General features: G+C 69.3%; 19 protein-coding genes. 17 read left to right on the top strand and 2 right to left on the bottom strand.

Going from position 1 to position 17,190, the window contains the following annotated elements; genetic code table 11:
- Positions 1-15: 15 nt before the first annotated feature.
- Positions 16-1,188, bottom strand: coding sequence for a mandelate racemase/muconate lactonizing enzyme family protein (locus AZOLI_RS25500; RefSeq protein WP_014189529.1), 1,173 nt, complete (start codon positions 1,186-1,188; stop codon positions 16-18).
- 322 nt (positions 1,189-1,510) lie between these two features.
- On the opposite strand from AZOLI_RS25500, the gene AZOLI_RS25495 reads away from it, so the two are divergent.
- The 5 genes from AZOLI_RS25495 to AZOLI_RS25475 all read left to right on the top strand — a co-directional run bounded on the left by AZOLI_RS25495 (position 1,511) and on the right by AZOLI_RS25475 (position 5,919).
- Positions 1,511-2,503, top strand: coding sequence for a LysR substrate-binding domain-containing protein (locus AZOLI_RS25495; protein WP_014189528.1), 993 nt, complete (start codon positions 1,511-1,513; stop codon positions 2,501-2,503).
- A gap of 210 nt (positions 2,504-2,713) precedes the next feature.
- Complete coding sequence (locus AZOLI_RS25490) at positions 2,714-2,944, top strand: hypothetical protein (RefSeq protein WP_014189526.1); 231 nt, start codon at positions 2,714-2,716, stop codon at positions 2,942-2,944.
- 94 nt (positions 2,945-3,038) lie between these two features.
- Positions 3,039-3,710 (top strand): hypothetical protein, encoded by a 672-nt coding sequence (locus AZOLI_RS32735; protein ID WP_048816574.1) that lies wholly within the window; start codon positions 3,039-3,041, stop codon positions 3,708-3,710.
- Between the two features lie 218 nt (positions 3,711-3,928).
- Positions 3,929-4,939 carry a hypothetical protein gene (locus AZOLI_RS25480; RefSeq protein ID WP_244442670.1) on the top strand — a complete coding sequence of 337 codons (1,011 nt, stop codon included), beginning with the start codon at positions 3,929-3,931 and terminating at the stop codon, positions 4,937-4,939.
- Positions 4,936-5,919, top strand: coding sequence for a DUF1624 domain-containing protein (locus AZOLI_RS25475; protein ID WP_162488428.1), 984 nt, complete (start codon positions 4,936-4,938; stop codon positions 5,917-5,919). The genes AZOLI_RS25480 and AZOLI_RS25475 overlap by 4 nt, the downstream gene beginning before the upstream one ends.
- A gap of 60 nt (positions 5,920-5,979) precedes the next feature.
- On the opposite strand, the gene AZOLI_RS25470 is transcribed toward AZOLI_RS25475, so the two are convergent.
- On the bottom strand, positions 5,980-6,432 hold the full coding sequence (locus AZOLI_RS25470) for a MarR family winged helix-turn-helix transcriptional regulator (RefSeq protein WP_044553154.1): 453 nt from the start codon (positions 6,430-6,432) through the stop codon (positions 5,980-5,982).
- A gap of 457 nt (positions 6,433-6,889) precedes the next feature.
- Here AZOLI_RS25470 and rimO point away from each other — a divergent pair, with 457 nt between their 5' ends.
- The 12 genes from rimO to paaD all read left to right on the top strand — a co-directional run bounded on the left by rimO (position 6,890) and on the right by paaD (position 17,084).
- Positions 6,890-8,260, top strand: a complete 1,371-nt coding sequence (gene rimO / locus AZOLI_RS25465) for a 30S ribosomal protein S12 methylthiotransferase RimO (RefSeq protein WP_244442669.1) — start codon at positions 6,890-6,892, stop codon at positions 8,258-8,260.
- Between the two features lie 21 nt (positions 8,261-8,281).
- The gene (locus AZOLI_RS25460) at positions 8,282-8,629 is read left to right on the top strand and encodes an HNH endonuclease (RefSeq protein WP_014189518.1); all 348 of its coding nucleotides are present in this window, start codon (positions 8,282-8,284) and stop codon (positions 8,627-8,629) included.
- Between the two features lie 54 nt (positions 8,630-8,683).
- Entirely contained in the window at positions 8,684-8,851 is a 168-nt protein-coding gene (locus AZOLI_RS32935) for a hypothetical protein (protein WP_014189517.1), read from the top strand.
- A 120-nt stretch (positions 8,852-8,971) separates the two neighbouring features.
- The gene (locus AZOLI_RS25455) at positions 8,972-9,223 is read left to right on the top strand and encodes a hypothetical protein (RefSeq protein ID WP_014189516.1); all 252 of its coding nucleotides are present in this window, start codon (positions 8,972-8,974) and stop codon (positions 9,221-9,223) included.
- Positions 9,224-9,373: 150 nt separating this feature from the next.
- Positions 9,374-9,799 (top strand): OsmC family protein, encoded by a 426-nt coding sequence (locus AZOLI_RS25450; protein WP_014189515.1) that lies wholly within the window; start codon positions 9,374-9,376, stop codon positions 9,797-9,799.
- Between the two features lie 381 nt (positions 9,800-10,180).
- Positions 10,181-11,278: an ABC transporter substrate-binding protein gene (locus AZOLI_RS25445; RefSeq protein WP_014189514.1), complete on the top strand. Its 1,098-nt coding sequence runs from the start codon at positions 10,181-10,183 to the stop codon at positions 11,276-11,278.
- An 8-nt stretch (positions 11,279-11,286) separates the two neighbouring features.
- On the top strand, positions 11,287-13,662 hold the full coding sequence (locus tag AZOLI_RS25440; protein WP_162488427.1) for a hybrid sensor histidine kinase/response regulator: 2,376 nt from the start codon (positions 11,287-11,289) through the stop codon (positions 13,660-13,662).
- A 36-nt stretch (positions 13,663-13,698) separates the two neighbouring features.
- Complete coding sequence (locus AZOLI_RS25435) at positions 13,699-13,992, top strand: Crp/Fnr family transcriptional regulator (RefSeq protein ID WP_343206334.1); 294 nt, start codon at positions 13,699-13,701, stop codon at positions 13,990-13,992.
- 473 nt (positions 13,993-14,465) lie between these two features.
- Positions 14,466-15,479, top strand: coding sequence for a 1,2-phenylacetyl-CoA epoxidase subunit PaaA (gene paaA / locus AZOLI_RS25430; protein WP_014189512.1), 1,014 nt, complete (start codon positions 14,466-14,468; stop codon positions 15,477-15,479).
- A 24-nt stretch (positions 15,480-15,503) separates the two neighbouring features.
- Entirely contained in the window at positions 15,504-15,791 is a 288-nt protein-coding gene (gene paaB, locus AZOLI_RS25425; protein WP_014189511.1) for a 1,2-phenylacetyl-CoA epoxidase subunit PaaB, read from the top strand.
- The gene (paaC, locus tag AZOLI_RS25420) at positions 15,791-16,555 is read left to right on the top strand and encodes a 1,2-phenylacetyl-CoA epoxidase subunit PaaC (protein WP_014189510.1); all 765 of its coding nucleotides are present in this window, start codon (positions 15,791-15,793) and stop codon (positions 16,553-16,555) included. The genes paaB and paaC overlap by 1 nt, the downstream gene beginning before the upstream one ends.
- 7 nt (positions 16,556-16,562) lie before the next feature.
- Positions 16,563-17,084 (top strand): 1,2-phenylacetyl-CoA epoxidase subunit PaaD, encoded by a 522-nt coding sequence (gene paaD, locus AZOLI_RS25415; protein ID WP_014189509.1) that lies wholly within the window; start codon positions 16,563-16,565, stop codon positions 17,082-17,084.
- The last annotated feature ends 106 nt before the right edge of the window (positions 17,085-17,190 follow it).

Raw genomic sequence — 17,190 nt, 5'->3', positions numbered from 1 at the left:
CATGCCCGACAAATTCTACCGGGTTTCCAGCAGGCCGCTCATGGTCGCGAACAGCTCCGACTTGGCCTCGAACCCGATGCCGGGCAGGTCGGGCAGGCGCACCCGGCCATCCTCCACGGCGATGCCGTCGGCGAAGCCGCAGAAGGGCTTGAAGACGTCGGGATAGGATTCGTTGCCGCCCAGATGCAGGCCGGCGGCGATGTTCAGCGACATCTGGTGCCCGCCATGCGGCACGACGCGGCGGCTCGACCAGCCGTTCTCCTTCAGCATGTCCAGCGTGCGCATATACTCCACCAGCCCATAGCTCAGCGCACAGTCGAACTGCAGCCAGTCGCGGTCGGGGCGCATGCCGCCATGGCGGATCAGGTTGCGGGCGTCCTGGTGGGAGAACAGGTTCTCGCCGGTCGCCATCGGGCGGTCGTAATGGGTGGCGAGTTCGGCCTGCAACGCATAGTCCAGCGGATCGCCGGCCTCCTCGTACCAGAACAGGCCGTAGGGCTTCAGCGCCTCCGCGTAGGCGATGGCGGTGTCGAGGTCGAAGCGGCCGTTGGCGTCGACGCACAGGTTCTCCCCCGATCCCACGACCTCCAGCACCGCGTCGATCCGGCGCAGATCCTCCGCCAGCGGGGCGCCGCCGATCTTCATCTTCACGACCTTGTAGCCGCGGTCGCGGTAGCTGCGCATCTCGTCCTGCAGCGCCGTCACATCCTTGCCGGGATAGTAATAGCCGCCGGCCGCATAGACCCAGACGCTGTCGTCGGCCACCCCGCCGCGGAAGCGGTCGGCCAGCAGGCGGTAGAGCGGCACGCCGGCGATCTTCGCCACGGCATCCCACACCGCCATGTCGATGGTGCCGACGGCGACCGACCGCTCGCCATGGCCGCCCGGCTTCTCGTTGGTCATCAGCCGCGCCCAGATGCGGAACGGGTCCAGGTTTTCGCCCGTGTCGTCCAGCAGGCTGTCGGAGGCGGCGCCCATCAGCCGGGGAATGAAGCGCTCGCGCAGCAGCCCGCCCGCGGCATAGCGGCCGTTTGAGTTGAAGCCATAGCCGATCACCGGCCTGCCGTCGCGCACCACGTCGGTGACGACCGCCACCACGCTGCAGGTCATCTGGCTGAAATCGATGAAGGCGTTGGCGATGTCGGACTTGATGCCGGCGGTCTGCTCGCGGATTTCGACGATGCGCATGGCGGTTCCTCTTGCAGCGTGGTGGCGCGTTTCGTGCCGGCACTGTAGGGATGATGCGGGCCGCCGGGCCAATGCCAAGGCCGGAACGCATCATGCGGGTTCGGCATGGGGTGGCGGAGGGAACCATACAAAGCCCCTCTCCCCTTGCGGGAGAGGGGTTGGGGTGAGGGGTGCAGCCCGACCGATAAGGGCGGGAGCAATTATTCCGGCCGGCACCGGCCGGCGCCACCCTCACCCCAACCCCTCTCCCATCGAGGGAGAGGGGCTTTGAGTGGTCTCCTCGCCTGGGTCCCGGCCCGGCAGACGTGACGAAGATTGGGCGATGGAACTTTCCTGGCTCGACGATTTCCTGGCGCTGGTGGATTGCGGCAATTTCTCCCGCGCCGCCGACGCGCGCCACCTGACCCAGCCGGCCTTCAGCCGCCGCATCCGCGCGCTTGAGGATTGGGCCGGCACCCCGCTGTTCGACCGCAGCGGCCAGCCGGTGACCCTGACGGAGGCCGGGCGCCGCTTCCGCCCCTTCGCCGACGAAACGGTGCGCCGCCTGCTGCAGGGACGCGAGGAGGCCCGGCTCGCCGCCCAGTCGGAGGCCGCGACCCTGCGCTTCGCCGCGACGCATGCGCTGTCGCTGACCTTCTTCCCCGCCTGGCTGCGGGCGCTGGAGGCGCGGGCGCGGCTGGGCGCCATCACCCTGTCGTCGGACAGCATGGAGGCCTGCGAGCGGCTGATGCTGGCAGGCCAGGCGCAGTTCCTGCTGTGCCACGCCCACCCGGCGGCGGCCGGCCGGCTGGATGCGGAGTCCTTCCGCTCCGTCGTCGTCGGCGGCGACCGGCTGCTGGCGGTGACCGCCCCGGATGCCACGGGCCGGCCGCGCCATCCGCTGGCCGAAGGGGAAGGCACGACCCTGCCGCACCTGTCCTACAGCCGCGAGTCCGGCATGGGCCGCATCCTGGAGGCGGTGCGGGCGGCGCAGCCGCTTCCCAACGCGCTCGACACCGTCTTCACCTCCCATCTGGCAGCGGTTCTGCGCACGCTGGCGCGCGACGGGCGCGGGGTGGCGTGGCTGCCGGAAAGCCTGATCGCCGAGGATCTGGCCCGCGGAACCCTGGTTCGGGCCGGCCAGCCGGCGGGCGACCCACGCTGGACCGTGCCGGTGCAGATCCGGCTGGTCCGTCCCCGCGCCCGCCAGAGCAAGGCGGCGGAAAGCTTCTGGACCCTGGCGGTGGAGGCCGCGCTGTGGCGCAACGCCGAGTCGCCGCTGGATTCCGAAATCACGGTTGCCGAGTTGGAACACCCTATGGAAAAAGAGTTGTGACGCACGCCCCCTAAGGCACTTTGTTCGTTGACATTCCCGCTGATGGTTGTTCAACGAGTCGATTTCGCTGGCGCTACCCCTTTCTATCGGGCAAAATTTGCCTAGTTTGGGGTGCAGCCGGGCCCCGACGCACCCGGTCGGTCGGCCGGAGCCATCACCTGTTCGCCGGCTGGTCCAAAAAGCGTCGCACCAGCGACCGGAGGAACCATCATGGGCGTGAGCAGCATCGGCGGTATCGGCGGCTATCAGCAGCAGCCCTACGTCACCCCGCTCAGCAGCGGTCCGGCCGCGGCGCAGCGGTCCACCTCGCAGGTCGAATCCGCACAGGAAGACCAGGACGAACGCACCCGCCGCCAGCAGGAGGCGCAGAACGTCCAGTCCGGTTCCGGCGGCGGCAACACCACCCCGACCCGCGGCCAGAACCTGAACATCACGGTCTGACCGGGATCCGGATCGGAACGGCGGGAGAGCGGAGCGGAGCGGCAGCCGGAAAAGGCCCGCCCCAGTCAGCGGACAACAGACGCGGGAGGCACCGATGGAGATCCGTGGCGTTTCCAGCACGACGGCAGTCCGCCCGACGGCCTTCCAACCGACGGAGGCCGGCGTCGCCGTCTCGTCGGCAAACTCCAGCCAGCCAGCCCCGATCCAGACCGGCGGCACCCCCGCCCCCACCGGCGCCGCCACCGCCACCGCCACCGGGACGGAGGCGGACAAAGCGTCCGGCGCCGGCTATATCAGCCCCTATATGCGCTACGACCAGGGTGCGCGGGTCGCTGTGCTCTATTTCCGCGACTTCGAAACCGGCGAAACCCAGGACCAGATTCCGTCCCAGCGCGTTGTCGAGGAATATCGCCGCGCCGCCGGCCGTCTTGCGCAGGACGAGCAGAAGAAATCCGCCGCCGCGACGCAGATGGCAAGCGGCGATGCGGCCGATCCGTCCGCCGGTTCCAGCGACGGAACGGCCGGGACGGCATCGGGAACAGGCTCCGCTGCGACCCGAAGCACCGGCGGGACAGGATCGGGCGGCGGCACATCCCTCGGCGTGTCCTTCGCCAGCGCCACCGTCAGCAGCGGACCGGCAGCCTCCGCAAGCGCCCCTTCCGGCGTCTCCACCGGCACGTCGCCGGCCACTGGCGGCTTCACGCCCGTCGTGACGGCCGGCGGCTTTGGCGGCTCGCCGGGCGGCCTCGTCTCCGTCACCGTCTGAGCGCTTCCGCCCCCGTCCGTCGGACAATCCCCACTTGCGATGATGACGGCCGCGGCGATGGGTCCGCGACGGTTTCCGCATCGACCGTCTGGCGGAGGACATCCTGCGCCTCGCCGGCGGTGCCGGCGGCGGCTCTGTGCGATACAGTGCAGGTTGAACACCTGACGCAGGCTTCCCACAGGGTGCAGCATGAGGAACCCGAAGCGGTCAACCGGTTGTTGGCCGACTTTCTCCACTCCGACTTTGCGGCGGATGGCCAGGGCCGGGAAGCGGCAACGGCGGAACGCGCCCCCGCCCCCCGACCGGCACGGCCGGTGTCCTGCATGATGGCCGGCATGATGGCCGCGCCACCGGCGGCACCGGCCTTCCCCCGCTTCATCGCCATCGACTGGTCCGGCGCCCGCGGCAAGCGCTATGCCGGCATCGCGGTGGCGGAGTGCCGGGACGGCGATGCCGCCCCCATCCTGGTGGACGGCCCCGGCGGCTGGTGGTCGCGGACGGCTCTGTTCGACTGGCTCAGGACGGAACTGGCGCGCGAACCAGCCTTGGTCGGCATCGACTGCGCCTTCTCCCTCCCCTTCGCGGTGGCGGCGCGCGGCTTTCCCGGCCTGGAGGCCACCGTCTTCGAGCTGTGGGACGCGGTGGAGGAGGTCTGCGCCAATGAGCCGGATTTCGGCGGCGGCCCTTTCGCCGTCCATCCGCTGCATGGCGCCGGCTTCTGGCATCGCGGCCCGCAGCCGGACTGGTACGAGGACCCGCACCGGGCAACCGAATGGGCCTGCCGCGCCGACGGGCTCGGCCATCCGCAAAGCCCCTACAAGCTGATCGGCTCGCGTCAGGTCGGCAAGGGCGCGCTCGCCGGCATGCGGGTGCTGCGCGCCCTGCGCGCGGCGCTGCCCGGACGGCTGGCGGTGTGGCCCTTCGAAGATCCGGCGGCGGGCCGTAGCGTGATGGTGGAGATCTACCCGCGCCTGTTCCTGAAACACACCGGCTTCGGCCAGCGCAAAATCCGCGACGCCGCCGAGTTGGACGAGGCGCTGCACCGGCTGGGCTCGCGTCCGCTGGAACGGACCGGCATCATCAGCGACCATGACAGCGACGCGCTGGTGTCAGCCGCCGGCCTGCGCTGGCTCGCCGGACTGCCGCAGGCCTGGGCGCCGCCGGGGCTGGACGAAACGGCGCGGCGGCAGGAAGGATGGATTTTCGGCGTGGGGATGACGGGATCATGAGCGCAGTCGACGGTGTGCCGGCGCAAGGCTCAACTCCGGGCACGGCAGGCGGCTCCAAGACAGGCGGTTCACGCCGCCCGGCAATCGACGTCGCGCGCGGGCTGGCGCTGGTCGCGATGGCGCTTTATCACGCCAGTTGGGACGCCACCTATTTCGGGCTCGCCCGCTTCGACCTGCTGGGCGACCCGCTCTGGCTCGCCGCCCGCACGGCGATCCTGTCCAGCTTCCTGTTGCTGGCCGGCATAGGGCTGGTTCTGGCGACCCGCGACGGGTTGGACACCGGACGCTTCGTCCGCCGGCTGGGGCGGGTGGCGGCCGGGGCGGCGGCGGTGTCGGCGGCATCCTATGCCCTGTTCCCCGACAGCCCGATCTTCTTCGGCGTGCTGCACCACATCGTGCTGGCGAGCATCGTCGGCCTTGCCTTCGTCCGACTGCCGGCGGCGCTGACCCTGACGGCGGCTGCTGCGGCGGTGCTCGCCGGCACCTCGCTGTCCTTCCCCGTCTTCGACGGTCCATGGCTGCGCTGGATCGGCATGACCAGCGTGGCGCCGGAGTCCAACGATTTCGTCCCGGTCCTGCCCTGGATCGGCGCCGTGCTGACGGGGATCGGGCTGGCACGGCTATGGCCGGGGATCGGCGAGGGCGTGGCGGTGACCGGTGCCGCCCGGCGGATTCTGGCGCTGGCCGGACGGCACAGCCTTGCGGTCTATCTGCTGCACCAGCCGTTGCTGTTCGCCATCGCCTGGGCGGCGGCACAGATCCTGCCGGTGGAGGCGCCGGCGGTGCGCGATTTCCAGGCCGCCTGCGTGGCGAACTGCGAGCGCGCCGGCGTCGCATCCGCGACCTGCACGGCCAATTGCCGCTGCGTGCAGTCGGAGCTGGCACGGAATGGGCTGTGGGAAGGCTTCGTCGCCAATCGCCTGAGCGAGCGGGAACAGCGCGGGCTGGAAGCGGCGGTTGCCGTCTGCCGCAAGCCCTGAGGGGGTGCGGCCGGCTGGCCGCCCCGAAAGGATCGGACCGAACCGATCAGACCGAACCGATCAGACCGACTGCCGCCGTTCCAGCAGGCCGCGCAGCAGGCTGGTCAGCGTCTCGGCCAGTCGATACTGGTCGTCGGCCGGCAGGGTGCCGATGACACCGGCGAAGTCGTTGAGCGGGTCGTGGCGCAACAGCTCCAGCGCCTTGGGCGTCGGGTGGAGCTGGGTGACGCGGCGATCCTCCGGAACCGGGACGCGGACCAGCAGCTCCTTGCCCACCAGCACTTCCACCATCTGCGAGGCGGCGCCGCGCGTGGTGGCGTGGAAATCGGCAAAGGCCGACACGGTGCGCTGGCTGTTGTTGGCGCCGGCGAAATAGCGCAGCGCCGTCCACTGCGACGGCTTCAGGCCGTGGGTGTAGCCAAGGCTGTCCGCGATGTGGGCGATCTGCAGCATCACGTCGGCAATGGCCTGCGGCGACGCGCCGCCGGTGTGATCCGAGTGGGCGATGTCCATTCCGGCTCCAATGGGCCCGGCTCCCATGGGCCCGGCTCCGATCGAACCCGCTCCGATGGGAGAACCGATCGGAGCGCGATCCGGCGCGCCGTTCTTCCGAACCGCCATACGGCCCGCAGCAACGCCGCGCACTTTTGCAAAGTCCATTTTTTTCCACTCTATAAAGTTTAGTGGCTATACGATGGGCGTACAAAGGGGCACGCAGCTATCGCTGCAAGGCGGCAGCCACTTCGATCATGAGATCGTCACATACTGTAGCGCGACTGAACTGAAAACGGAACTGTGAACACTTTACCCGTTTGTTGCGAATTGTCGCATCGTTCGAGACCATCCGGCCAAGGCCCGGCCGCGGAAAACCGTTGGGGATCATAGGCGGAATCGGCATGGCGGCCATGCCGATCCGCTTGGCCGCCATGTTTCACTGGCGCAATCTCCCAATCGGCGGTATACGCGCGCGATGACCACATCTCCCGTTCCGAAGTCCGCATCGCCGGCCGCCGCCCAGAGCATGGGCGCCCCGAAGGTCGGCATCGTCAGCCTCGGCTGCCCGAAGGCGCTCGTCGATTCAGAGCGCATCCTGACGCGCCTGCGCGCGGAGGGGTACGAGATCTCCCCCAGCTACGACGGCGCCGACGTCGTGCTGGTCAACACCTGCGGTTTCCTCGACAGCGCCAAGAAGGAATCGCTGGACGCCATCGGCGAGGCGATCAAGGAAAACGGGCGGGTCATCGTCACCGGCTGCATGGGCGTGGAATCGGACATGATCCGGCAGATCCACCCCGACGTGCTGGCCGTCACCGGCCCCCACCAGTACGAGCAGGTGGTCAGCGCCGTGCACGAGGCGGTGCCGCCGACGCACAACCCCTTCACCGATCTGGTGCCGCCGGAAGGGCTGCGGCTGACCCCGCGCCACTACGCCTACCTGAAGATTTCCGAGGGCTGCAACAACCGCTGCAGCTTCTGCATCATCCCCAGCCTTCGCGGCGATCTGGTCAGCCGGCCGATCCATTCCGTCCTGCGCGAGGCGGAAAAGCTGGCGGTCGCCGGCGTCAAGGAACTGCTGGTCATCTCCCAGGACACCAGCGCCTACGGCGTCGACGTGAAGTACAAGACGGAGAAATGGTACGACCGCGAGGTCCGCACCCGCTTCTTCGACCTGTGCAACGAGCTGGCGAATTTCGACCTGTGGGTCCGCCTGCACTACGTCTACCCCTATCCGCATGTGGACGAGGTCATCCCGCTGATGGCGGAGGGCAAGATCCTCCCCTATCTCGACATCCCGTTCCAGCATGCCTCGCCCACCGTGCTGAAGGCGATGCGCCGCCCGGCCGCCCAGGAAAAGCAGCTGGACCGCATCCGCAAGTGGCGGCAGGACTGCCCGCATCTGGTCCTGCGCTCCACCTTCATCACCGGCTTCCCCGGCGAGACGGAGGAGGACTTCCAGTTCATGCTGGACTGGCTGAAGGAGGCCCAGCTCGACCGCGTCGGCTGCTTCAAGTACGAGCCGGTGGAGGGTGCGACCGCCAACGACCTGCCCGGCGCCGTCCCGGAAGAGGTCAAGCAGGAGCGCTGGGAGCGCTTCATGGAGACGCAGAAGGCGATCAGCGCCGAGCGGCTCCAGCAGAAGGTGGGCTGGACGCTGGGCGTGCTGATCGACGAGGTGGACGAGGACGGGGCCATCGGCCGCTCCTATGCCGACGCGCCGGAAATCGACGGCAACGTCTTCCTGAACGGCGAGACCGGCCTGAAGCCCGGCGACATGGTCGACGTCACCATCGAGCATGCCGACGAATACGACCTGTGGGGCAGCGTCGAGCGCGACCTGTAACGCCTTGGAAGGGGGAGCGCCATGCCCGTCACGCCGGACGATGCCAGACTGATGGACGTCCAGCAGGGCGGGCGCTGCTTCTTCTGCGACGGGCCGGTGGGGGCGAAGGCGACCTTCGACCACCTGATCCCCCAGGCCTATGGCGGGATCGACGATCCGGCCAACGTCGTGCTGGCGCACCGCCGCTGCAACCAGCGCAAGGACGACCGGCTGCCGACCGACGAGGAGCTCGACCGCTTCTTCGCCCTGCGCCGTTCCAGCCGGCTCGGCGTCTGGCCTCCTTTGCGTGCGCTGCGCGACGGGGATGAGGGGGCCGACGAGGAGGAGCGGTGGATGACGGTGGCGCAGGCGATGGCACGGGAACGGTAGGGCGCCCGAACCGGTTGAGGGAAGGATACCTTATATGATGGGAGCTTCCCCCCGATGACCGGTTCGCAGAACAAGCAGCCCCACACCGAAGAGACCGTCCGCCATACCGAGGGCGAGCAGAACACCGGCAACCACAAGAAGCCCGACGCCCCCGACGCCAAGGGCGCCGACCGCTTCGGCGGCACCCGCACCGGCGCGGAGAATGTCGAGCCCAAGACGTAAGCCGCCGGGATAAGGCCTTTTCGGGCTGGCATCGCATGCCCGGCCTGTGCGAGATCCGGGGGCCGGTGCCCAAAGACGCTCTGTCCGAGGCAACCGCCCCCACCTCGCACCCGTGACCCGATGGCCCCTTCGATCTTCAAACGCTACAAGCTCCATTTCACGCGCCCCCTGCCCGGCCTGCGCCCCGGCCGGCCGGAACGGGACGCCATGGTGGAGCGCGTGCGCCGGCTGGCCAGCGAGAACGGCATGGCCGGCGACCTGCACGCCATCGCCCCCAATGCCGGCTTCGGCATCCTGGAGGTCCGCTGCACCGAACGGCTGGCCCGCCGCCTGTCCGACCTGTCGGAAATCGAAACCGTTCAGGAGGCGTGACCTCCGGAAGGCCGGCGCGCCAGTTGAGCGCGCCAGTTGAGCGCGAAGGTGTTATGCCGCTGGCCGCGACGCTCCACCGCCCTAGGTCAGGCGGGACCGGTCCCGACGCGCGGGCCGGAACCACCATGACCTGAAAGGGGAGACACCGACATGGCGATGCGGCACTCGGACGCCGAATGGCGCGGCGACCTGAAATCGGGCAGCGGCAAGATGCGGCTTGGCAGCGGCGCCTTCGAAGGCGCCTATTCCTTCCCGTCGCGGTTCGAAAACGGACAGGGCACCAATCCGGAGGAGCTGATCGCGGCGGCGCATGCCGGCTGCTTCTCCATGGCGCTGTCGGCCGGACTCTCCCAAGCCGGCCACCCCCCGACCCGCGTCCACACCACCGCCAGGGTCCATCTGGAAAAGGCCGGCGCCGGTTTCGCCATCAGCCGGATCGAGCTGGAGTGCGAGGCGGAGATTCCCGGCATCGACGACGCCGCCTTCCAGGAACAGGCGGCCGGCGCCAAGGCCAACTGCCCGGTGTCGAAGGCGCTTGCCGGCACAGAGATCAGCCTGACCGCCAAGCTGGTCTGACGCCGCAGCGACCGATGCGCCGCCCCCACGCAGCCGCCCACCACGCAGCGCCGGCTCGGCGGGCGGCGCATCCGGCGCCCTTGGCGTGCTGTCCGCGATAATAAAACACCCAGAAAAGAACAACCGTCGGGAAGGGCAAGGGGGCGTCAGCGCCGCCGGCTCGGCCGAAGGACAGATTGACCCGACGGCTTCCGCCCACCCATAGTGCCGCGTTCCGCGCGCGGAAGCTCCCGTCTTCCGTCCGCCGTATCGATCGAACGACGGACAATGTTTGCCGCAGCCACTCGCCTTCTTAAGCCAGCACTTCTTCTGCTTGCGCTCGCGTGGGCTGTACCGGCGGCTGCGGCCGAGGCCGTCAGGACGGCGGCCGGACCCGACCCGGTGATCCTGGCGCTGGACGGCGAATTCGGGCTGAGCAACAGCACCTCGGCCGAGGCGATAGAGCGCGGCATCCTGACCGCCATCGACGACATCAACCGCCGGGGCGGCGTGCTGGGCGGCCGGCCGCTGGCCCTGATCACGCGCGAACACCGGTCGATCTCCGCCCGCGGCATCAAGAACATCCGGGAACTCGCCACCATCCCCGACCTGGTCGCGGTGTTCGGCGGCCGGTTCAGCCCGGTGGTGATCGAGGAGCTGCCGGTCCTGCGGCAGACCCGCACCCTGTTCCTGGCGCCCTGGTCGTCGGCGGACGGCATCGTCGACAACGGGATGGAGCCCAACTACATCTTCCGCCTGTCCCTGCGCGACGGGCTGGCCATGCCCTTCCTGCTGACGCGCGCCGCCGACCGCGGGCTGACCCGCATCGGGCTGCTGCTGACCAACACCGCCTGGGGGCGCTCCAACCTGGAGGCGGCCAGGCGTCATCTCGCCGGGCGCAACAGCCCGAGCGTGGTCGGCACCGCCTGGTACAACTGGCGCGACCGCAAGCTGATCGACAAGTACGAGGAGCTGGAGGCCGCCGGCGCCCAGGCGATCCTGCTGGTCGCCAACGACGACGAGGCCGCCGTGCTGGTCCGCGAGGTGGCGGCCCTGCCGCCCGCCCGGCGGCTGCCGATCCTCAGCCATTGGGGCGTCACCGGCGGCGATTTCACGGGACAGGCCGGACCGGCCCTGCAGGAGGTCGACTTCAGCGTGATCCAGACGGTCAGCCCCTTCCGCATCCCGCCCGAACGGCTGGCTCCGGTGCTGGAGACGGCGGGTCGCCTGTTCGGCATCCACCGGCCGGAGGACATCGTGTCGCCGGTCGGCTTCCTGCACGCCTACGACCTGACCCGCATCCTGGCCCTGGCGATCGACCGCGCCGGCACCACCGACCGGGCCGCCGTCCGCGATGCGCTGGAGCAGGTCGGCCCCTATCGCGGGGTGATCCGCGATTTCGAGCGCCCCTTCGCCCCCGGCCGGCACGAGGCGCTGGGACCGCAAGACCTGCTGATGGCGCGTTTCCGCCCCGACGGCGTGCTGGTCCCGGTGGAATGAGCGCGCGGATGACCGGACCCGATCCCCACCGCTTCCCGAGCGCCATCCCCCCGAGCGCCATTCCAAGCGCGGCGCAGCGGATGCTGACCTCCGGCCGGCTGGCCCGCCGCTTCGCTCTGGTGTCGCTGATGCTGGGCGTGCTGATCGCCATCCTGATCGGCGCCAGCCTCTACGTGGTGTCGAGCCGCCATCTGGCGCGCCAGCATCTCGCCAATGTGGAGGCGAACGCCAGCCTCGCCGCCCGCCAGACCGAAGGGCTGCTCGACACGCTGGTCACCACCATGCGCGAGCTGGCCGACAACAGCGTCCTCGCCACGGCGCTGGTCGATTCCGCCGGCAAGGAAACCTATCTGGTCCCGTTCCTGAGCAGCTTCGACCACATCGCCAGCGTGCCGCTGGCAATCGTCTTCACGGACTTCGAAGGGGACCAGATCGCCAACAACGGGCGGCAGGCCGGCGCGCTGACCATCACCGCCGCCGACATGGCCTGGCTGCGCGCGGCCATCGCCGCCGGAAAGCCGGCCGCCGCCGTGATCCATCAGGACGGCACCCATTACCTGCTGGCGGCGGAGATGCTGATCTATTCCCGCACCCGGTCGCCGGAAGGGGCGCTGCTCTACAAGGTGCCGTTCGATTCGCTGGTGCTGCATCCGGAAGCGGAACTTCTGCACATGGCGGAGCCGCCGCCGCCGCTGCCTCCGGACATGATTGCGGTGACCGTCCCGCTCACCGTGCCGGACCGGCTGTCCGCCCTCGGGCTGCAGCTCCGGCTGGAGGCGCCGGGCACGCCGACCACGGCCCTGCTGTCCTGGATGCTGCCGGCCTATGGGCTGGTCGCCCTCGCCGCCCTGCTGGCGATCTATATCGGCAGCCGCGCCGTCGGCATCCACATGACCCGCTCCCTGCGCGAACTGGAGCGGCTGGCCGGCTCCATCGCCACCGACGGCTTCACCGGCCAGCGCGCCAGGGTGCGCGGCAGCGACGAGGTGTCGGCACTGGCCCGCGGCTTCAACGCCATGCTGGACCATATCGCGGCGATCCAGCGCGAGCGTGAGATGCGCGCGGCGGAGGAGATCACCATCCAGCGCACGCTGGCCGAACGGGCCGAACAGGCGCGCGCCGAGGCCGAGAGCGCCCGCAACGAGGAGGAACGCTCGCGGCAGGAGGCGGTGATGGCGCTGATGGTGGCGGAGCGCGCCAACGCCGCCAAGACCCATTTCCTGGCCGCCGCCAGCCACGACCTGCGCCAGCCGGTGCAGTCGCTGGTCCTGCTGACCTCGGCGCTGGCGCTGCGGCTGGGCGACCATCCCGCGGCATCGCTGGTCGGCAGCATCGAGGCGTCGATGGACGCGCTGTGCCGGCTGCTCGACGCCATCCTGGACATCTCGAAACTGGATGCCGGCACCGTCTCCCCCAACATGCAGACGGTGTCGCTCGGCGCCATCTTCGCCCGGCTGGAGGGGGAATACCGGCTCCGCGCCGCGGAGAAGGGCATCGCCTTCCGCAGCGTTCCCACCGATGTGACGCTGCACGCCGACCCGGCCCTGCTGGAGCGGATCATCCGCAATCTGGTGGAGAACGCGCTGCGCTATACCGACCGGGGCCGCATCCTGCTGGGCTGCCGCCGCGGCCGCGGGACCTTGCGCATCCAGATCTTCGACACCGGCATCGGCATTCCGCCGGAGCATCTGGAACGCATCTTCCACGAGTTCTACCAAATTTCCAACCCCACCCGCGACCGCGGCAAGGGGCTGGGGCTGGGGCTCGCCATCGTCGAGCGGCTGGCGCGGCTGCTGGGATACCGGGTGCATGTCGCGTCCCGGCCCGACCGCGGCTCCTGCTTCACGCTGGAAATCCCGATGCCGGCCCTGTCCGCGCCGGCCGTCGCCCCGGCGGCGGAAGCCGCGGCCGATGCCCCGCAACCGGGACGCGGCATCGCCCTGGTGATCGACGACGACCCGCTGGTGCGCGAGGGGCTGACCCTGCTGATCGAGGATCTCGGCTGGCGGGCAGTCGCAGCGGACAGCGCCGGCCATGCGCTCCGCCTGCTGCGGGACCAGCCGCACCCGCCCGATCTGGTGATCGCCGACTACCGTCTGGAGGCGGGAGCCACCGGTCTTCAGGCGATCGGCGCGGTGGAGACGGCGCTGAAGGAACAGGGGCACGCATCGCCGCTCTGCGTGGTGCTGACCGGCGACACCGCGCCCGAACGCATCGCCGATGCCCAGGCCAGCGGCTACCGCATCCTGCACAAGCCCATCGCCGCCAAGGAGGTGGCGCAGTTGCTGAGCGACGCGCGGCAGGACCGGCCCGGCCGCGACCCCGCCCGCAGCCCGGTGCCTGAAGGCGCCGGCCGCCGCAACTCAGCCATCCTGCAGGGCTGAGCGCGCCGGCCGTCCGCTTCCTGCCGCGGTCACGCTATCCGCGCTGGGATTGCCCTGCCGGTGACGCAGGAGATCCTGGCCGACGCGCTGGGGCTCAGCATCGTCCACATCAACCGCACCCTGCGGCGCCTGCGCGACAGCGGCCTGATCGAGTTGAACGGCCAGCGCATCACCGTCAACGACGTGCGCCAGCTCGCCTCCGTCGGCCAGTTCGACGAGCTGTATCTCCACCTGATCCGCGCGCCCCGCCGCCTGGAACGCGCCTTCTCCGACGCCCCCCATCACCACAACGGCAACCGCCCGGACGGCGAAAACCGCGCGAAGGCGTAAGACGCTCCCCTTCCAAGACCTTCGCCCCCAACCAGCACCAATCCCCTCCCCCGCCCAGCGGGGGAGGGGATTGGTGGGGGCATGCGTGGCGAGGATTCTCGGGACGGCACGCCATGCGTCCCCCTCACCCTAACCCTCTCCCCGGGGGGAGAGGGGATATTCCAGCGCCATAGTCAGTTATACCTGAGGCAGTACATCTCCCTTTTCAGCCTGCCTCTTCCGCATCGCACAAAATCCGGCAAACCATACCGTCCGTGTATCGGCGAATGCCTCCGCCCCTCCTTTTTCAGCAGAACGCAGCCCCGTCTCCATCCGGCCAATAGTGCCTAACAATTTGATAATAAACGCTTTCTCCCACTCCCACCACCCCACCCTAGAAGCGACACACAATTCCGCTTTACAGTCGTTGATCTGTATCATATTTTTCCTTGAGAAATTGTTCGCTGGACGCGCAATCCATCTCGGGGATGCCGATGTACACGCAAGGTTTGGATGCCAAGACCGAGCAGGGCGCTCAACCGTCTCCCCGGCTGGTGACGGAACAGGACGCCGCTCTCCAGGGCCGTTTCCAGGAGCGCGTCGATGCCGAGGAGAAGATCGAGCCGCGCGACTGGATGCCGGAGGGCTACCGCCGCACGCTGGTCCGCCAGATCTCGCAGCACGCCCATTCGGAAATCGTCGGCATGCTGCCGGAAGGGAACTGGATCACCCGCGCGCCGACGCTGCGCCGCAAGGTGGCCCTGCTGGCCAAGGTGCAGGACGAGGGCGGGCACGGCCTCTACCTCTACAGTGCCGCCGAGACGCTCGGCGTGTCGCGCGACGAGCTGGTCGGGCAACTGCTGTCGGGCAAGGCCAAATATTCCAGCATCTTCAACTACCCGACCCCGACCTGGGCCGACATCGGCGCCATCGGCTGGCTGGTCGACGGTGCGGCGATCATGAATCAGGTGCCGCTCTGCCGCTGCTCCTACGGTCCCTATGCCCGCGCCATGGTCCGCATCTGCCGGGAGGAGAGCTTCCACCAGCGCCAGGGCTACGAGCTGATGCTGGCGCTCGCCCAGGGCACGGCCGAGCAGAAGCGGATGGCCCAGGACGCACTGAACCGCTGGTGGTGGCCGTCGTTGATGATGTTCGGCCCGTCGGACGACCAGTCCGCCCACTCCGCCCAGAACATGGCCTGGAAGATCAAGCGCTTCTCCAACGACGAGCTGCGCCAGCGCTTCGTCGACGCCACCGTGCCGCAGGCGGAGTTCCTGGGCCTGACCATCCCGGACCCGGAACTGCGCTTCAACGCCGAGACCGGCCATTACGAGTTCGGCGCCATCGACTGGACCGAGTTCAACGAGATCCTGAAGGGCAACGGCCCCTGCAACCGCGAGCGCATCGAGGCCCGCCGCAAGGCGTGGGACGACGGCGCCTGGGTGCGCGAGGCCGCCGTCGCCCACGCCGCCAAACGCAAGCAGCGCGCCCTCAAGAAGGCCGGCTGACCAAAGAATCCGAGGGAAGAGACGATGGACCGTAAGGACTGGCCGCTGTTCGAGATCTTCATCCGGCCGAAGAACGGATTGTCGCACAAGCATGTCGGCAGCCTGCATGCCGCCGACGCCCGCATGGCGCTGGACAATGCCCGCGACGTCTACACCCGCCGCGGCGAGGGCGTCAGCATCTGGGCGGTTCCGGCGGCCAGCATCGCCGCGTCCGACCCGTCGGAGAAGGCCAGCCTGTTCGATCCGGCCGACGACAAGGTCTACCGCCACCCGACCTTCTACGACATTCCCGCAGACGTGAAGAACATCTGATGAGCACGGATCTCAAAGAGGCCCTGTTCGCATACACGCTGCGGCTGGGCGACACCTCGCTGGTGCTGGGCCACCGGCTGTCGGAATGGTGCGGCCATGCGCCGGAGCTGGAGGAGGACATCGCGCTGACCAACGTCGCGCTCGACCTCGTCGGCCATGCCCGCATGCTGCTGACCTACGCCGGCGAGCTGGAAGGCAAGGGCCGCGACGAGGACCGCCTCGCCTACCGGCGCGACGTCTTCGACTATCGCAACCATTTGCTGGTCGAGCAGCCGAACCGCGACTTCGGCCACACCATCGTCCGCCAGTTCCTGCACGATGCCTGGGCGGTGGAGCTGTATGAGCGGCTGTGCGCCTCCAAGGACGACACGCTGGCCGGCATCGCCGCCAAGGCGGTGAAGGAGGTGCGCTACCATGTCCGCCACAGCGGCGACTGGCTGGTGCGGCTGGGCGACGGCACCGAAATCAGCCACGCCAAGGTCGCCGACGCGCTGGGCCGGCTCTGGCCCTACACCGGCGAGATGTTCGAGCGCGACGAGGCCGAACAGGCGCTGGTCGCCGCCGGCATCGTCCCCGACCCGGCCGGGCTGAAGGCTGCCTGGAGCGCCCGCGTCGAAGCGGTGCTGGAGGAGGCGACGCTCGACCGCCCGGCCGACGGCTGGATGCAGAAGGGCGGCCGCCGCGGCGAGCACAGCGAGCATCTGGGCTATCTGCTGGCCGAGATGCAGTTCCTGCCGCGCGCCTATCCCGACGCGACGTGGTGAGGGCGAGATGCCGGATGCAGCAGGCTGCTGGGGACCGGAACCGGGCGCCGATGCGGTGGTGAAGGCCGCCTGGGACGCGCTGGCCGGGGTGATGGATCCGGAGATCCCGGTGCTGAGCATCGTCGATCTCGGCATCGTCCGCGCCGTGTCCGCCGATGAGGACGGGCGGCTGTCGGTGGCCTTGACGCCGACCTATTCCGGCTGCCCGGCCACCGGCGTCATCGTGCTGGAGGCGGAAACCGCGCTGGCCCGTGCGCGCCTCGACGCCCGCGTCTCGGTGGTGATCGCCCCGCCCTGGACGACCGACTGGATCAGCGACAGCGGCCGGGAAAAGCTGGCCGAGGTCGGCATCGTCCCGCCGCCGCACTCCGGCAAGCGGTCGCTGACGGCGCCGGACGAGGTGATCGCCTGCCCGCGCTGCGGATCGGAAGACACCCGCCAGATCAGCCGCTTCGGCTCTACCGCCTGCAAGGCGCTGCACGCCTGCAACGCCTGCCTCGAACCGTTCGACGTGTTCAAATGCCATTGAGTGGCTTCGATGGATGCCCCCTCCCCAACCCTCCCCCGCTCCGCGGGAGAGGGAGCACGCGCCAGATCGGCGGCAGTCCCCTCTCCCACCGAAGGTGGGGGAGGGT

This window comes from Azospirillum lipoferum 4B (assembly GCF_000283655.1).
In the GTDB taxonomy this organism is placed as follows: Bacteria; Pseudomonadota; Alphaproteobacteria; order Azospirillales; family Azospirillaceae; genus Azospirillum; species Azospirillum lipoferum_C.
Note: the sequence above shows the minus strand (reverse complement) of the source record. Positions and strands in the feature narration are given on the sequence as shown.

Bases quoted from the DNA above. Each gene is read 5' to 3' on its own strand.
- AZOLI_RS25500 (WP_014189529.1), bottom strand. From the start codon at position 1,188: ATGCGCATCGTCGAAATCCGCGAGCAGACCGCCGGCATCAAGTCCGAC.
- AZOLI_RS25495 (WP_014189528.1), top strand. From the start codon at position 1,511: ATGGAACTTTCCTGGCTCGACGATTTCCTGGCGCTGGTGGATTGCGGC.
- AZOLI_RS25490 (WP_014189526.1), top strand. From the start codon at position 2,714: ATGGGCGTGAGCAGCATCGGCGGTATCGGCGGCTATCAGCAGCAGCCC.
- AZOLI_RS32735 (WP_048816574.1), top strand. From the start codon at position 3,039: ATGGAGATCCGTGGCGTTTCCAGCACGACGGCAGTCCGCCCGACGGCC.
- AZOLI_RS25475 (WP_162488428.1), top strand. From the start codon at position 4,936: ATGAGCGCAGTCGACGGTGTGCCGGCGCAAGGCTCAACTCCGGGCACG.
- AZOLI_RS25470 (WP_044553154.1), bottom strand. From the start codon at position 6,432: ATGGACATCGCCCACTCGGATCACACCGGCGGCGCGTCGCCGCAGGCC.
- rimO (WP_244442669.1), top strand. From the start codon at position 6,890: ATGACCACATCTCCCGTTCCGAAGTCCGCATCGCCGGCCGCCGCCCAG.
- AZOLI_RS25460 (WP_014189518.1), top strand. From the start codon at position 8,282: ATGCCCGTCACGCCGGACGATGCCAGACTGATGGACGTCCAGCAGGGC.
- AZOLI_RS32935 (WP_014189517.1), top strand. From the start codon at position 8,684: ATGACCGGTTCGCAGAACAAGCAGCCCCACACCGAAGAGACCGTCCGC.
- AZOLI_RS25455 (WP_014189516.1), top strand. From the start codon at position 8,972: ATGGCCCCTTCGATCTTCAAACGCTACAAGCTCCATTTCACGCGCCCC.
- AZOLI_RS25450 (WP_014189515.1), top strand. From the start codon at position 9,374: ATGGCGATGCGGCACTCGGACGCCGAATGGCGCGGCGACCTGAAATCG.
- AZOLI_RS25440 (WP_162488427.1), top strand. From the start codon at position 11,287: ATGACCGGACCCGATCCCCACCGCTTCCCGAGCGCCATCCCCCCGAGC.
- paaA (WP_014189512.1), top strand. From the start codon at position 14,466: ATGTACACGCAAGGTTTGGATGCCAAGACCGAGCAGGGCGCTCAACCG.
- paaB (WP_014189511.1), top strand. From the start codon at position 15,504: ATGGACCGTAAGGACTGGCCGCTGTTCGAGATCTTCATCCGGCCGAAG.
- paaC (WP_014189510.1), top strand. From the start codon at position 15,791: ATGAGCACGGATCTCAAAGAGGCCCTGTTCGCATACACGCTGCGGCTG.
- paaD (WP_014189509.1), top strand. From the start codon at position 16,563: ATGCCGGATGCAGCAGGCTGCTGGGGACCGGAACCGGGCGCCGATGCG.